Genomic DNA, 14258 nt, shown 5'->3' on the forward strand with positions numbered 1-14258 from the left:
GAGGCGCGGACCCCGGCCGTCCCGTCTCACGCCACCCGCGTCACCTCGTACTCCCACACGAGCAGCACGTCCACCACCGCGTCCGGGTCGAGACCGCCGTCCTTCCGCAGGAGCGGGTCGAGGCCCTGTACCGGCACGGTCAGCAGCCAGTCCTCGTCGTGTTCGGGGACCCGCCCGCCCGTTCCGGTGAAGCGGGCCCGGGGCTGGCCCTTCAGCTGCGGGTCCGCGCTGAGCGTCGACGGGGCGCCGCGGCCCCCCGGGGGCGTCAGGGTCAGCGTCAGGTCGCCGGCCCCGCTTCCGTAGCAGTCCACGTACCGCTTGGTGCCGTCGGGGACGAGGTCCGTGGAGAGGACGAGGACGGCCTGCGGATCGGTGACGCCGATGCCGTCGTCGGCGAACAGGCGCGGGAACCAGCGCTTGGACACCGGGAACCGCAGCGTCGGACTCGCTCCGCTCACGAACCGGTACCACTGGTCCCCGAGCTCGCGCCGCGCGCTGAACGCCCGCAGCAGGCCCTTGCCGCCGTGGGCGTGGAGCCAGCCGTTCAGGCCGTCGCGGAGCTCGGACACGGCCCGGTCGGCCAGGCCGGACCCGCCGTCGCGCGCCGTGTACCGCAGGCGCATGACGACGTCGGCGATCGACTCGTAGTCGAACTGCCGGAACTCCTGCGGCAGGCTCAGCCGCCACTCGCCGATGACGCCCGCCCCCTCGAAGGGCAGGAAGCGCTCGTCGCGCAGACTCGTCTCGAAGAGCCCGCTGTCGTCCTGGCCGGTGCTCGTCACCACCGACTGGATAGGGCCCGCGTAGTCCCGGAAGCGGCCGTCCGGGCTCTGCCGCGCATAGCGGTCGCCCGGCAGCCGGGGGTCCGTCCGCACACTGCTGCGCAGCAGCGTGGCCGTCAGGTTCACGCTGGTGTACGGCCCGCCGACGCACGGCACCGTGAAACTCACCGTCTTGATCCGCCGCAGATAGTGACCGGGGGTGTCCAGGTCGAACAGCGCCTCCGGAAGCGACACGTAGCAGCTGCCGGTCTCCTTCAGGGCGAGCAGGGCGTTCGGGTCGAGCTGGGCCAGCGACACCGCCTTCGACAGCTCGAACTCCCTGGAGTTCTCCGCGAGATACGCGGCGTCGAGCCGGTTCAGGTCGCTCGCGAGACGCTCGCCCGCGAGCAGGCCCTTGCGCAGGGTGTCCCAGTGGCCGAAGCGGACGAGCGGCGGGCCGTCGGCGCCCAGCTCGTACCGCATCGCCCGCTCGGCCCGCTCCGCCGTCTCGTACGCCAGCTGGTACGCCTGGAAGTACGAGGTGGACAGCTGCCCCACCATCCAGTCGTACAGCTCCTGGCCGGTGTACTTGTCGTGCAGGAACCGGTCCGCCTCCCGGGTGTGCGCGGCCTGCAGGTCGTGGTTGGCGAGCTCCCGCCGGGCGTTCTCGTGGCGGACGACCGCCGCCGCGATCTGCGCGTCGAAGTTGGCGATGTCCGAGTCGGCCTGACCCTTCTGGAGGCCCCAGTCCTCCGACCGCCGCTCGTAGCCCGCGAGCGTCGCCGCGAGCGAAGCCCCGGAGTGGAACGTGCCGGCGATCTGCGACAGCGAGCCCGACAGGCCCTTGAGTCCCTCGCCGAGGTTGGTGCCGCCCCAGGTCGCGCCGATCGTGGTCGGCGAGCCGAGCTTGAGTTCCGGGAGCAGCCGCATCACGCTCACCGTCATGTCGATGGCCGCCGCGATGCCCTGGAAGCCGATCCCCGTCCAGCTGAGGGCCTCGTGCGCCTTCTCCCCGGCGTTCATCTTCTGCCGCGACCCGTAGTAGTCCTGCCGCTTCCTCGCCGCGTCGCGCGCCTGCTGGAGCCCCGCCACCGTGTGGGCCTCCGCGGCGACCTGGGCGAGCCGCACCTCGCGCACCGCGTCGAGGAGGGAGGTCTCGTGGCCGGAGCGCAACCGGGCGAGCGCCTCAGCGTCCCGCTTCTCAAGGGCGGACAGCAGCAGCGCCCCGAAGGACTTGACCTCGGCGGTGTACTCCCTGGCCTTCGCGACCATGGTGGTGAAACGGCAGTGGGGGAGCGGCCCGCCCAGGTCCTCCGGTACGGAGGCCAGGTCGGCGCCCGAGGCCACAGCGCCGACGAGCAGGGCAGGATCGCTCGGGGCGCCGAACAGCTCGAACGCCCGCTGGACGCCCTCGATGTCCTGACAGTGCCGGATCTTGTACAGCCGGTCCTCGACCGTGTCCCAGTAGCCGAGCAGCTTGTCGTTGGGCGGGATGCGGAAGTACGTCAGCCAGCCGAGGCCGAGGCCGGGCGCGATCCGCGCCGGCGGCGGCTCGGTCCCGCCCGCCGGGATCAGGTGCTCGGCCGCCGTCACCGGATCCGGCGCCGCCGCGCCCCGGGCCCGCAGCTCGGCGTAGCTCAGCGGCGCCGGCTCGTTCGGCGGCGGTACGGACACGGGCCGCGGCCCGAGGAGTTCGGCGGCGAGCAGGTACATCTGGGTCGCCTGGTTGACGGTCTCCAGGGTGCCCTCGCGGAAGAGGCTGTCGCCCCAGGCGATCAGATTGTCCAGGTACCGCATGACGACGGCCTTCTGGTAGGCGGTCGTACGGAACTTGGCGATGACGTCCGGCTGGAAGGGATGCGCCAGCCACTCCTCGACATGGCGCCGTTCGTCCCCGTTGCCCTCGGCGAGGCGCTTGAGGATGTCCTCGATCCGGTCCCGCTGGTAGTCCTTCTGCTGGAAGAACGGCTTGGTGATCCAGTAGCGCGCGGGCGACTCGCCGCCGGACCGCGAGGTCGGGTCGAAGATCGTGTGGAACCACCGCTGGGCCTCGGCGAAGCGCTGGTTGGCGCCGAGCCGCTGCGCCATGAGCAGCGGGATGTGGAAGAACAGTTCCCAGTTGTAGTCGGCGTACGTGCCCTCCGGCGTGAAGTCCACCTCGGCCTCGGAGGGCCGCTCCGGGGAGACGTTGTCCTGGGGCTGGTACGAGGCGAAGTCGAACAGCGGCCACTTCGCGCCGGGGTCCAGCTGGACCGACCGGTCGAAGAGCGCTTCCGTGCCGCCTTCGTCGAGGAGCCGGGTGAACAGCTCGACGTGCGGGTGGTACATGGGTGTGAACCGGTAGAGGGGCCGTGTCGTGCGGGTGTCCGCGGTGACGTGGTAGCTGCGGGCACCGTCGGTGACGGTGGCGGAGTCCAGGTACCAGCCCGTCGGGGAGAAGAACGCGACCGGCAGCTGGATCCGGTAGAGATGACCGCCCTGCGGACTGGCCAGGACCATGTTGCTGCCCTGGAGGTCCGTCAGGCCGGGCAGGTAGACCTGGCAGCGGTACCCGGCCGGCGCGCCCGCCGGGAGGTGCTGGACGAACTCGTTGTTGATGTTCTGGCTGTCCGTCGGCGCGAAGAACCGCTGACCCCTGCTGTCGTGCCGAGGATCGTCCTCGTGGACGAAGAGCGTCGGGATCGTGCTCACCGCCCCTGTGCGGCGCCCGAACCGGAACCCCCCGGAGAGCGTGCCCCGCGTGGGATCGGGGTTGACGTAGCTGGCGTAGTTGTGGACGCTCCACACCGTCAGCTCCCCGCCGACGGGGTCGACCTGCGGGTAGAGGCGGTAGGGGCCGGTGTTCAGGAAGGGGTCGGCCTCGTCCTCCACGATCCGCTGCGGCCACTTCAGCGTCGTGATCGTGTCCTGCGTGATCCGCTTCGGCTGCCAGGCGCCGTTGGCGTACTGGGTCCAGTTGAGCTGGATCTTCCAGTACGGCGACGGCGAGTCGATCGCCGTCTCGTCCCTGCCCTCCACGGGCAGCGTCGTGATCGCCTTGGCGTCCCCCACCTTGACGAACGTCGGCCACATCAGCTGGAGGCGCTTGTTCCACACGACCGGCACCAGGGCCGGGGTGTCCATGTCGAGTTCGATCTTCTCCCACGGCGTCCACGTGGTCCGGTTCTTGATCCACCGGCGGTGGTGGAAGGTACGCGGCGCCGACTCCGTGCACGCGAAGAGGTGCACCACCTCCGTGCCCGTGGACCAGTCGTGGTGGATCCCGCACGGCTGGAGGCGGGCCACCGAGTCGAGCCGGTCGACGTAGCCGCGGTAGACCTCCTCCATGTTGTCGCCGACCACCTCCTTCTGCATCAGCTCGTCGCGCAGCCTGGTGAAGAGCGGGGAGGCACCGGCCCGCAGATCGGGCTGGAAGTAGTTCTCCGGGTAGAGGAAGACCTTCTGGTTCGCCTCCCACAGCCGGTAGCGCTTCATCCACTCCCACTGCTCCCAGGTCTCGTCGTCCCCGGGCCGCACCCGGGGCTCCAGACCCAGCAGCACCCGCTGGACGAACAGCTGGACCGTGTTGATCGCCTGCGCCATCCGGGTCGTCAGCCGGCAGTTGCCCATCTCGACGTCGAGCAGGAAGTAGTCGTAGAGGCCGTTGACGTCCTTCCAGTACGGGAATCCGACACTGGTGGTCAGCGGGTACGCGACGAGGTACGACACGAGGGCCGCCCGCTGCCGCTCGCGCAGCGCGTCCGCCACCGGCACGGCGGCGGTCAGCCAGTCCTCGGGCGAGAACCGCGCCTTCGCGGCCATCTGCACGGACTGCACGATGTCCGGAGGCAGCAGCGACGGGATCCAGGCGAGGGCACGTGCCGCCGACACCCCCAGGCGGCGCAGCAGCGAGATGGCCGAGCGCAGTTTGCCGAGGCCGCGCTCGTCCCCGAGCTCACCGGGCAGGCCGAGCCCCAGCATGTCGGCCGTACCCAGCACCTCGACGTCCGTGCGATCCCACCCGGTGCGCTCGCTCAGGGTGTCGAAGACGCGGTAGGGCGACGACCCCGGGCCGTGGCCCGCGGCGAGGACGACCCCGAGCGTGTCCGAGCCGCCCGGGACCGTCTCGCGCAGCGCGAGCAGGTCGAGCAGCCGGACGAACGGCCGGTACAGCGGCGAAGCGCCCTCGACGGGGGCCGGCGGCAGAGTGGCCAGGTCGAGCCATCCGGCGCCCGTCGCGTACTCCATCACCCACGGCAGCTCCGCGCCGGTGACCCGCAGCCGGGCCAGGGCCAGCGCGACCCGGTGCAGCAGCGACAGGGCGGTGAACTGGACGGGGAAGCCGGTGCGCGTGACGGCCACCGCCGGGTCGCTGTCGACGAACGCGGGATCGAGGAAGTCCAGGACCAGCGGACCCGGCCCGGACAGGGCCCGGAGCCACGTCCCCAGGAGCGCGTCCGCCGAGGCCGCGTCGAGCCCGGCCGCCTGGCCGAGCTGGAGCTTCACGGTCGTCTCGCCGATCCGCCGGCGCAGCTCCGGAAGCAGCACCGAAAGGACCAGCCGGAAGCGGTCGGCCGGGGACTGCGGCCCGTCGAAGAGGGTGTCGGCGTGCGACCTGTCCAGGAACTTGTTCTCGTCCTCGACCGGTTCGTTCTGCGCGTCCTGGAGCAGGTGCACGGCGCGCTGGAAGTCGGCGTCGCCGCTCGCGGCGGACAGGGCGTCGATCTCCTCCTGACTGCGGTGACCGAAGGAGCACAGAGTCCCGGCCGAAGGATCGTGGAACACCTTGCCGACCAGCTCCGGCGGCAGCACCAGATCGGCGGGCATGGCGGCCAGCGGCGCGCGGTACAGCGGGATCCGGTAGGCGTTCATCTGGGTGGTCACGAAGTCCCGCGGGCCCGCGAACAGCCTGCGTACGTAGATCCCCCACAGCTCGCCGGAGCCCAGGGCGTACATCCGGTCCCGCTGGGCGAGCGTCATCGGCCCGGTGAACCGGAGCAGGCCCTGCCCGTCGGCACCGGGCTCGAAGCGCACGGGGAGGTCCGCGGGATACGGGCGGGAACCGACGTCGTTGGCGATCCGCACCGAGTACACGGCCGTCCCGAGCAGCGTCGCCACCGCCTGCTCCACCCGGGCCGGTTCCCAGCCGATCAGGGAGAGCTGACGACTCGTCAGTGCCCCTGTGTCGTCCGTGGTCCGCGCGGTCTGCTCGGACACGGCCCGCAGGGCCGCACGCAGCCCGGTGAGCACGGAGCCGAGCGAGGCGTCCGACGGCACGGTCGAGCCCTCGGGCCCGGTCGTCGCGGTCAGTACGGCGTCGACCTCGGCCACCGTGATCCCGCCGGCCAGGACCGCGGCCGCCTCGTCGGCGAACCGGGCCGTGTCCGCGAGCGAGGCGCGCACCGAGGCGGCGGAGTCCCCGGCCGCCGGCGGTTCGCCCGGCGCACCCCCGGCGCCCGCCGTGGACTCCCGGCGCCCGGGGTCGTCGACCGGCGTGGGACGGATGCGTACGGGCCGCCCGGCCGGCAGCTCGGTCTCACCGGCCGGTACCGCCCCGGGCACCGGACGCCCGCCGGGCCGCAACGGACTGCCGCCGCGCAGCTCGAACAGGCGCAGCAGGTCCGCGACCGGCAGCCGCACGGCGCGGGCCAGCGTCACCGTCCGCACCAGGGCCGACAGGCCGGCGAGCGTCACCCGCGTGTCGGCGACCACCGCGTGCGGCCCGGAGAGCATCACCGTCAGGTCGGCGTCCGTGATCTCCAGGATGCCGAGCAGGGCGGCCGACAGCGGATAGAGTGCAGATCCCCCGGGCTCTCGACCTCGGTACGGGCGGCGTTCAGGGCGAACGGGTTGCGGCCGCCCGGCACTCCGGCGACCACCGCGTCGTCGAGGAACAGCCGGTCGTACAGGGAGGGATCGTCGCCCGTGCGGTAGAGATGGGTGTCAAGCGGGCCGTACAGGCAGAGCAGCCGCTCCACGGACAGGCCGAACCGCTCGGAAAGGCGCCGCACGGCGACCAGACAGGACAGAGTCGCAGCGCTCAGCTCGCCCGGCGTGCAGGTGGCGATGACCCGGTCGAGCCGGTGCGCCGGCCAGTCGAGGATCCCGCGCAGCCGCTCGAAGCGGTGCAGCCGGTCGAGGGTGTCCGTGGTGAGGCCGTCGATCCGCAGCAGGTCCGTGGCGCACGGGTGCTTCGGATCCGTCGGCACGATGGTCAGCGCGCCGCCCGGATCGACGAAGCGGGTGTCGAGCACCGACTCCAGTTCCGGATAGTCCAGCTGGGCGGTGTCCATCATGGCCCGCACCGTCGACACGGAGTTCAGGAGCTCCTGCGGCGGCATCGCGGAGGGCTTGCCGTAGAAGGCGGCCAGCGTCCGGCCCGGCTCCGTGGACTCGCCCGTGATCACCCGCAGGCCGCCCAGGGTGATGCCCAGGCTCTCCGCGACCACCTCGACGGAGTCGGCGCCCGCCGGGTGCAGGGTGGCCATGAGCTCCTCGCGCCGCACCCCGAGCAGAGACAGGTAGCTGCGGGAGCGGTCGGCCCAGAGGTCGTACGGCAGCGTCCACGGATACACGGCGTTGGCCAGCCGGTCGTAGGCGCTGTCGTTCGTCCACTGCGGCTGGATCCGCAGATGCGCCGAGTCCCCGCTGCTCTGCCGCACCTCGTCCCCGGTGGCCGGGTCCTGGACGAGCGCGTTCTCCAGGAGCTCGTTGACCAGGTCGATGTACGGGAGCGTCAGGTCGGTGTTGTCGCAGCTGAGCTTCACCTGCCACAGATCGGGCCGCCGGGCGTACAGCGTGTCCGCCATCGGGCTCTCGCCCAGCTCGCCCATCGACCCCGAACTCGGCGCCCGCTTCAGGAAGTACAGCAGGTCCACCAGATAGGCCGGCTGACTGTAGAGCGTGCGGCACTCCTTGCACGCGCACGAGTCGGCGGAGCCGAACAACTCCCCCAGTCCGGGACCAGATCGGCGTGCTCTTCCACGCGCGGCAGCCACGGCACCTCGAACTGGCCGGCCGTCCGCAGGTCCGCCACCAGGTTCACCGCGGCGGCGTGCACCCGCAGCGCCCGCGCGTGCACCGCGTGGGCCTCGGTCTCGTCGAGGTGCTCCGCCATGCGCGCCGCGAAGGTGTCCCTGGCCACCCCCGCGATGGCGGCCGAGGAGGAGAACCCCTCGTCCCGCAGCGCCCGCACCGCGTCGAAGCGCGGCGCGACCCGGTACACCCGCTGGAGGGCGCCCAGTTCGGGCCGGGCCTCCTCGTCGGGGACACTGCGGGCGTCGACCGGGGTGCCCACCAGGTCGAAGTCCGGGTTCGCGGCCAGGAAACGGGCGGCGGGGGCGGTGTCCGGTGCCGGGTCGGTGGCGAGCCGATGGGCGACGTACGCGGTCGGGTACGTCCGCTCGGCACGGGTACGCAGCTCGTCGGCGTACTGCGCCGGGGTGAAGGCCGGTGGACTGGCGTGCGGCGGGCCGCCCGCCTCCGCCACGAGACCCTCCCAGTGCCCGTCGAGCCGTACGAGCTCGCGCGGATGGGCGAGCTCCCCGCTGTCGAAGCGGTCGAGGAGCGCGCCGACCAGCTCGGGGTGCCCGTCGGCCACCCGGCTCAACTCAGGGCCAGACCGAGCCGTTCGGTCGTCGCGGACGGCGCACCGACGGCGAGGAGGGCCTCGTGGGCGCGGTCCTCGGGTCCGTCGTGGTCGAGGTGGGCGGAGAAGAGCCGCTGCCGCACCTCCGGGTCCGCGACCGTGAGCGTGAAGAGGCGGGCGAGGGCGGACGGACGGGCACCGGCGTCGAGGCCGCCGACGCTCGCGGTCGCGTGCGTGCTCCCCGCGCCGTCGACGCTCGCCGTCGCGTGCGTGCGCCCGGGGCCGTCGGCTCCGGCCGTGCTGAGGCTGCTCCCGGCACCGTCGGCTCCGACCGTGCCGCGGCCGCTCCCGGCGCCGTCGCTCGTGGACCCGGCGAGGCCCTCAGCGCCCAGCTGGCGGGCGCGCACGGCGGCGACGAGTTCCTCGGCCCCCTCCGCCGAGTCGATGAGGCGGGACTCCACGGCCGCCGTCAACGCCTCCCGTACCGCACGCGCAGGCCGCAGTGCCAGCTCGTCGGGGTCGTCCGGAAGGCCCCGGCGCAGCAGTCCGTAGAACAGCTCCGTCGGCTGCCCGGTGCCGGCCGCGAGCCGGGCCGCGCGGGACATGCGGCGGACGTGGTCCGGTTCGACGCCGGAGGCGTGGCCGAGGAAGCCCGCCTCGTCGGGGGTGAGTCCGGCGGGATCGGCGCCGTCGAGCAGCGGTGCGAGTGCCGAGACGACCCGGGCGTACTCGGTGCGCGGGTCCGAGGGCAGGGTCACGTCCAGGATCTCCTCGGTGCGCGGCGCCGGGCAGGAGACCTCGGCCGACCGGCCGTCGGGCGAGGAGGCACTCAGTACCAGCCCGGCGGGCTCGGCCGACGGCTCGTACTCCAGACGGTAGCGGCCGTCGCTCCCGGTCCGGGTCTCGCCGAGCCCGCTCGTGGACCGCAGCTGCCGGGCGGTGAGCACGACCCGGGTCCCGGAGGCGGGACGGCCGTCCTCGGTGACGGTGCCGGTGACGAGGCGCCGCTCCGGTGGTGGGGCTGAGTCGGGTGGGCCGGCGGTCGCTTCGGTCATGGCGGAACTCCTCTGTGCCGTGGGGACGGCGAGCGATCAGGCGGTGAACAGTTCGCTGGTGCGGGTGAGACGGAGGAACGAGCCGGTGGGGGCCGCCGGTCCCGTCCGCACGGAGCCGCCCGCCACCAGGACCCGGCCGTCGGCGAGGGCGGCCGAGGCGAAGTCGATCCGCCCGACCGCCATCCCCGGCCCCTCCGTCCAGGTCCCGAAACGCGGGTCGTAGCGCGCGGTGCTGCGGTAACCGGCCTCGCCCAGCAGGTCGTCGGTGCCGCCCATGACGAGGACCTCGCCGGTGGGCAGGCGCACCGCCTGGTGCAGCGCCCGGCCGCAGGGCATGTCGGCCTCACGGCTCCAGGTGCCGGTCGCCGGGTCGTAGCGTTCGGCGGTGGCCCGGCTGTACGGGTCGGGGCGCCCCCGCGTGCCCGCGTCGGGGTCGCCGCCGCCGGTGGCGAGAACCGTCCCGTCGGCCAGCACCGTGAGCCGGTGTCCCGTACGGGCCGAGAAGAAGCCGCCCGTCACCGTCCAGCGACCGGTGGCGGGGTCGAAGCGCTCGCAGTACGCGAGACCCGCTCCGCCCCGCCAGTCGCGCCGGGTGGCCGCCCAGCCGCCCGCGACCAGCACCCCGCCGCCGGGCAGGGCCACGGCCGGGTGGAAGGAGCGGGCGTCGGCCATGGGGTCCGTCGGGGTCCAGAGCCCCGACGCCGGGTCGAAGACCTCGGCCGAGGCGAGGGAACGCTCGCTGTCCGCGGAGCGGGCCGCGGTGCCACCGGCGACGAGCACCCGGCCGTCCGGCAGGAGGGTCGCGGAATGCCCGCAGCGCGCCTGCCCCATCCGCCCGCCGTCCGACCAGCGCCGCTCGGCCGGGTCGTACACCTCGGCGCTGTCCAGTGCGCGTACGGGGAAGCCCGACGCCCCGGAGCCGCCGGCCACCAGGACGCGTCCGTCGGTGAGCAGCGTGGTCGAGTGCATCCGCCGCGCCTCGCGCAGCTGCGCCGCGGCGGTCCACGTCCCGGCGCGCGGGTCGAAGAGCGCGGCCCCGTCCTGCGCGCCGAGCCGGTCGTCGCCGCCGCCGGCGATCAGGACGCGCCCGTCCTTGAGGCGTAGGGCGGCGCTCTCCGCTCCGAACAGGTTGCGCTCCCACGGCAGTTCGCCGGCCGGCCCCCACTGTCCTCGGCTCATGGCGTGAACACCTCCGCCGAGCGGGCCGGGACGCCCTCGTCGGTCCGGGGCGCGGCGGCGTCCATGCGGGAGACCCCTCCCGCCGCGAGCACCCGCCCGTCCCCGAGCACGGTCGCCCCGAACGACCAGCGGCCGGTGAGCTGGGGCCCCGCGGCCTCCCAGTGCCCGGCGCCGTCCCGCAGCCGCAGCGTGCTCGCGAACCCCGTGTGCAGGCATGCGCTCTCGGTGCCGCCGAAGACCAGCACGCCGTCCCCGGTCGCCGCCGCCCTATGGTAGGAACGCCCCCACGGCAGCGGCGGCCCCGGACGCCAGACGCCGGTCGTGACGTCGTAGATCTCGGTGCTCGCCAGGCTGTACGGGTGGAAGCGGGCGTCGTCCGAGGCACGGCCGGGGTCCCCGCCGACGGCGATCACGGAACCGTCGGGGAGCGGCACGGCCGTGTGCACGGCGCGGGCCTCGCGCAGCGACCCGGTCGGCCGCCAGGTGCCGCTCCCCGGTTCGTACACCTCGCACAGGCCGAGGGACGGGGAGGCGCCGTACCGTGTGGTGGCGACCATGCCGCCCACGGCGAGGACACGGCCGCCGGGCAGCGGCACCGCCACGTGGCCCCAGCGGGCCACGGTCATGCCGCCCGTCGGCGTCCAGGTCTCGTGCACCGGGTCGAAGATCTCGGCGGTGGCGAGGGTGCCCATGTCGTGGGCGGAGCGCGGCCGCTGGCCGCCCGCGACCAGGACCCGCCCGTCGTCGAGCACCGTCGCCGAGTGCCCGTTGCGCGCCTCGGTCATCTCCGTCGTGGCCCGCCAGGTCCCGCCGCCGGGCTCGAACAGCTCGGCGTGGCCGACGGTCGGCTGCGGATAGGCCTGCCGTCCGGGAACACCGCCGGCGGCGAGCGCGCGGCCGTCGCGGAGCGCCGTGAGGGAGTGCAGGCGACGGCCTTCGAGCAGAGGCGCGGTCACCGTCCAGGAGCCGGGGCCGGGCTCGTACACGCAGGAGTCGTCCAGGGAGACCAGGAGCGGCCCCGCGCCGCCCGCGACGAGCGCCCGGCCGTCCTCGAGGGTGACCGGACCCTCGTACTGGCCGTGCCAGTAGACCAAAGGAACCGGCAGGTCCCCGGCGGCCGTCCAGCCGCCCCCTCCGGTCCGCACCGCCGAGCCGCGCCCGGCCGAGGCCGATGCCGTGCCCCCGGCTGTCCCCGCTCCGCCGGCCAGTAGGTCGCGCACTGCCACTCCTCGCGCATCAGGGCGTGTAGATCTCGGTGGCGGCGGTGACCTCGTCCTCGCCCGGCACCGGGGCCGCCGCGCCCGAGTGGGTGAGACCGCCCATGACCAGGACCCGCCCGTCGGGCAGGGCCAACGCGGCCGGGGCCCACCGGCCCTCGGCCATCGGGAACGTGTCGGACCAGGCGCGGGCGCCCGCGTCGTACAGCACGGCGTTCTGGTAGCCGACGGCGAGCGAGGAGTCGTCCGTGCCGCCGAGCACCAGCACGGCGCCCGACTTCAGCCGCACCGCCCGGTGATGGCTGCGCCCCCAGGGCATGTCGGCGTCGGCGCTCCAGGTGCCCGCGGCCGGGTCGTAGCGCTCGGTCGCCCACTGGCTGTACGGGTCGTAGGCCCAGTCGTCGTCCCGGAACCCCCGCATGTCCCCGCCGGTGACGAGCACGGCCCCGCCGAGGAGCAGGGTGGCCTGATGGCCCTTGCGGGCCGTGGCGAGGGTGCCGGTCGGCGTCCAGGTCGCGTCGCCGGGCTGGAACAGCTCGCAGTGGCCGAGCGCCGCGTAACTGCCCCGCCCCACCGCGAGCGCCCCGCCGACGAGCAGCACCCGGCCGTCGTCGAAGCGCACCGCCGGATGCCCGAAGCGGGCGTCCGTCATCGGGGCGCGCACCGGTGTCCACCGCCGGGTGCCGGGGTCGTACAGCTCAGCGGTCCGCAGGGTGTGCAGGGAGTGGTCGTCGCGGGCCGTGCAGCCGCCCGCGACGAGCAGACGGCCGTCCTTGAGGGCGGTCGCCGAATGGGAGAAGCGGCCCTGCGAGAGTCCGCCGACGGGGACCCAGCCGCCGCCGGCGGGGTCGTACAACTCGGCCGTGGCCAAGCCCGTGGGCGGTACTCCGGGGCCCGCTCCGATGCCGCCGACGGCGAGGATCTGGCCGTTCTCCAGGCGGGTCAGGGTGTGCAGCCGGCGGGCCTGCCGCAGCGGTGGAGTGGACGTCCAGACGCCGGTCGACACGGTGAGGACCATGCTGCTGTCGGTCGGGAGCCGCCGCCCGTCCTCGCCGCCCGCGACCAGCACCTCGTCGTCGCGCAGGACGGCCGCCGCGCCGGCCGGCTGGGCCCAGAACCCCGCGTACGGCATGTCCGCGGCCGGCTGCCACACGCCAGGCGTGATCCCCGGCGCCGCTGCGAGCGACGTCCCGTCCCGGATGCCGCGGACCCGCGGCGGGCGCATCCGTTCCCTCACGATGCCACACCTCCTCGTCGGGGCGTTCCTCCCCGGGGAGTTGGGCGCGGACACACGGGGTCATCCGTCCGGAGTAGGAAGAAACGATCACTCCGGACGGATGGGTGCCACATGGGTCACATCGGCGTCTCCGCCGTGATCCTCAGACCGCGACCAGGCCCAAGTCGGCCGCCAGACGGGCACGGTGCCAGGCCGGGGGCCCGAACAGCTGCGCCGCGCCGTGCGCCCGCTTGAAGTAGCGGTGGGCGTCGTGCTCCCAGGTGATGCCGATGCCGCCGTGCAGCTGGATCATCTCGCCCGCCACCGCCGAGAACGCCTCCGAGCAGGCGGACTTGGCGGCGGCCGCGCGGCGGGTCAGCTCCGGGTCGCCCGCGGCGGCGGCGAGGGACGCGCCGAGCGCGGCCGAGCGCGCCGACTCGACCAGGACGTAGGCGTCCGCGAGACGGTGCTTGACCGCCTGGAACGAGCCGATCGTCCGGCCGAACTGGACCCGCTCCTGGGCATAGGCGAGCGTGACGTCGAGACAGCGGGAGGCGGCACCGACCTGCTCGGCGGCGAGCGCCGTACAGGCCAGGTCGAGGACGTGCGCCAGGATCCGGTCGCCCGCCCCCTCCGCCCCGACGAGCCGGCCCTCAGCCCCCGAGAGCACCACCCGCGCCTGCGCCCGGGTGGAGTCCATCGTCACGGCCGCCTCACGGTCCACGCCCGTACCGTCCACGGGCACCTCGAAGAGCGAGACCCCCGCCCCGGACCGGGCCGCCACGAGCAGGACACCGGCTTCCGCGCCATCGAGCACGTGCTCCTTGGCGCCGGTGACCCGCCAGCTCCCCCCGGACCCGGGGGTGGCCTCGGCCCGTACGGCCGACGGGTCCCAGGAACCCAGCTCCGCCCAGGCCAGGGCGCCCACCACGGCACCCGAAGCCAGGTCCGGCAACAGGCGCGCGCAGGCCGCCGCGTCGTCCGAGGCGAGCAGCGCGCCCACCGCGAGCACCGCGGAGCCGAGGTACGGGACGGGGCTGAGCTCCCGTCCCAGCTCCTCCATCACCACGTGGACCTCCTGGGCCCCGTACCCCGCGCCCCCGTACTCCTCGGGGACGGCGAGGCCCGCGACGCCGATCTGCTCGGTGAGCGGCCGCCAGGCCGCGCCGTCCGCGTGGCGTCCGAGCACGGCCCGCACGGCGGACCGCAGTTCCTCCTGTTCCTCCGTCAGCCTCATGCCTGTGCTCCTCTCGATGCCGGACG

8 protein-coding genes are annotated in these 14258 nt (G+C 74.0%); all 8 read right to left on the bottom strand.

Annotation, left to right across the window (positions count from 1 at the left end; translation table 11 throughout):
* Nucleotides 1-26: 26 nt before the first annotated feature.
* Nucleotides 27-6473 (bottom strand): Tc toxin subunit A-related protein, encoded by a 6447-nt coding sequence (locus tag ACZ7HT_RS04850; protein WP_471159768.1) that lies wholly within the window; start codon nt 6471-6473, stop codon nt 27-29.
* A 5-nt stretch (nt 6474-6478) separates the two neighbouring features.
* On the bottom strand, nt 6479-7687 hold the full coding sequence (locus ACZ7HT_RS04855; RefSeq protein ID WP_471159771.1) for a hypothetical protein: 1209 nt from the start codon (nt 7685-7687) through the stop codon (nt 6479-6481).
* Nucleotides 7597-8340 carry a hypothetical protein gene (locus ACZ7HT_RS04860; protein WP_471159773.1) on the bottom strand — a complete coding sequence of 248 codons (744 nt, stop codon included), beginning with the start codon at nt 8338-8340 and terminating at the stop codon, nt 7597-7599. The genes ACZ7HT_RS04855 and ACZ7HT_RS04860 overlap by 91 nt, the downstream gene beginning before the upstream one ends.
* 5 nt (nt 8341-8345) lie before the next feature.
* A complete protein-coding gene (locus ACZ7HT_RS04865; protein WP_471159776.1) occupies nt 8346-9383 on the bottom strand; it encodes a hypothetical protein in 1038 nt (345 codons plus the stop codon).
* Nucleotides 9384-9419: 36 nt separating this feature from the next.
* Nucleotides 9420-10562: a Kelch repeat-containing protein gene (locus ACZ7HT_RS04870; RefSeq protein WP_471159779.1), complete on the bottom strand. Its 1143-nt coding sequence runs from the start codon at nt 10560-10562 to the stop codon at nt 9420-9422.
* Complete coding sequence (locus ACZ7HT_RS04875) at nt 10559-11782, bottom strand: Kelch repeat-containing protein (protein WP_471159781.1); 1224 nt, start codon at nt 11780-11782, stop codon at nt 10559-10561. Before ACZ7HT_RS04875 ends, ACZ7HT_RS04870 begins: the two co-directional genes overlap by 4 nt.
* A 16-nt stretch (nt 11783-11798) precedes the next feature.
* The gene (locus ACZ7HT_RS04880) at nt 11799-13016 is read right to left on the bottom strand and encodes a Kelch repeat-containing protein (RefSeq protein ID WP_471159784.1); all 1218 of its coding nucleotides are present in this window, start codon (nt 13014-13016) and stop codon (nt 11799-11801) included.
* Between the two features lie 142 nt (nt 13017-13158).
* Nucleotides 13159-14232, bottom strand: a complete 1074-nt coding sequence (locus tag ACZ7HT_RS04885; RefSeq protein WP_471159787.1) for an acyl-CoA dehydrogenase family protein — start codon at nt 14230-14232, stop codon at nt 13159-13161.
* Nucleotides 14233-14258: the final 26 nt, after the last annotated feature.

It is taken from the genome of Streptomyces sp. NPDC037410, from assembly GCF_055602235.1.

Excerpts from the sequence above, each read along its gene's own strand:
- ACZ7HT_RS04870 (WP_471159779.1), bottom strand. The coding sequence starts at position 10,562 with ATGAGCCGAGGACAGTGGGGGCCGGCCGGCGAACTGCCGTGGGAGCGC.
- ACZ7HT_RS04850 (WP_471159768.1), bottom strand. The coding sequence starts at position 6,473 with ATGCTCTCCGGGCCGCACGCGGTGGTCGCCGACACGCGGGTGACGCTC.
- ACZ7HT_RS04865 (WP_471159776.1), bottom strand. The coding sequence starts at position 9,383 with ATGACCGAAGCGACCGCCGGCCCACCCGACTCAGCCCCACCACCGGAG.
- ACZ7HT_RS04885 (WP_471159787.1), bottom strand. The coding sequence starts at position 14,232 with ATGAGGCTGACGGAGGAACAGGAGGAACTGCGGTCCGCCGTGCGGGCC.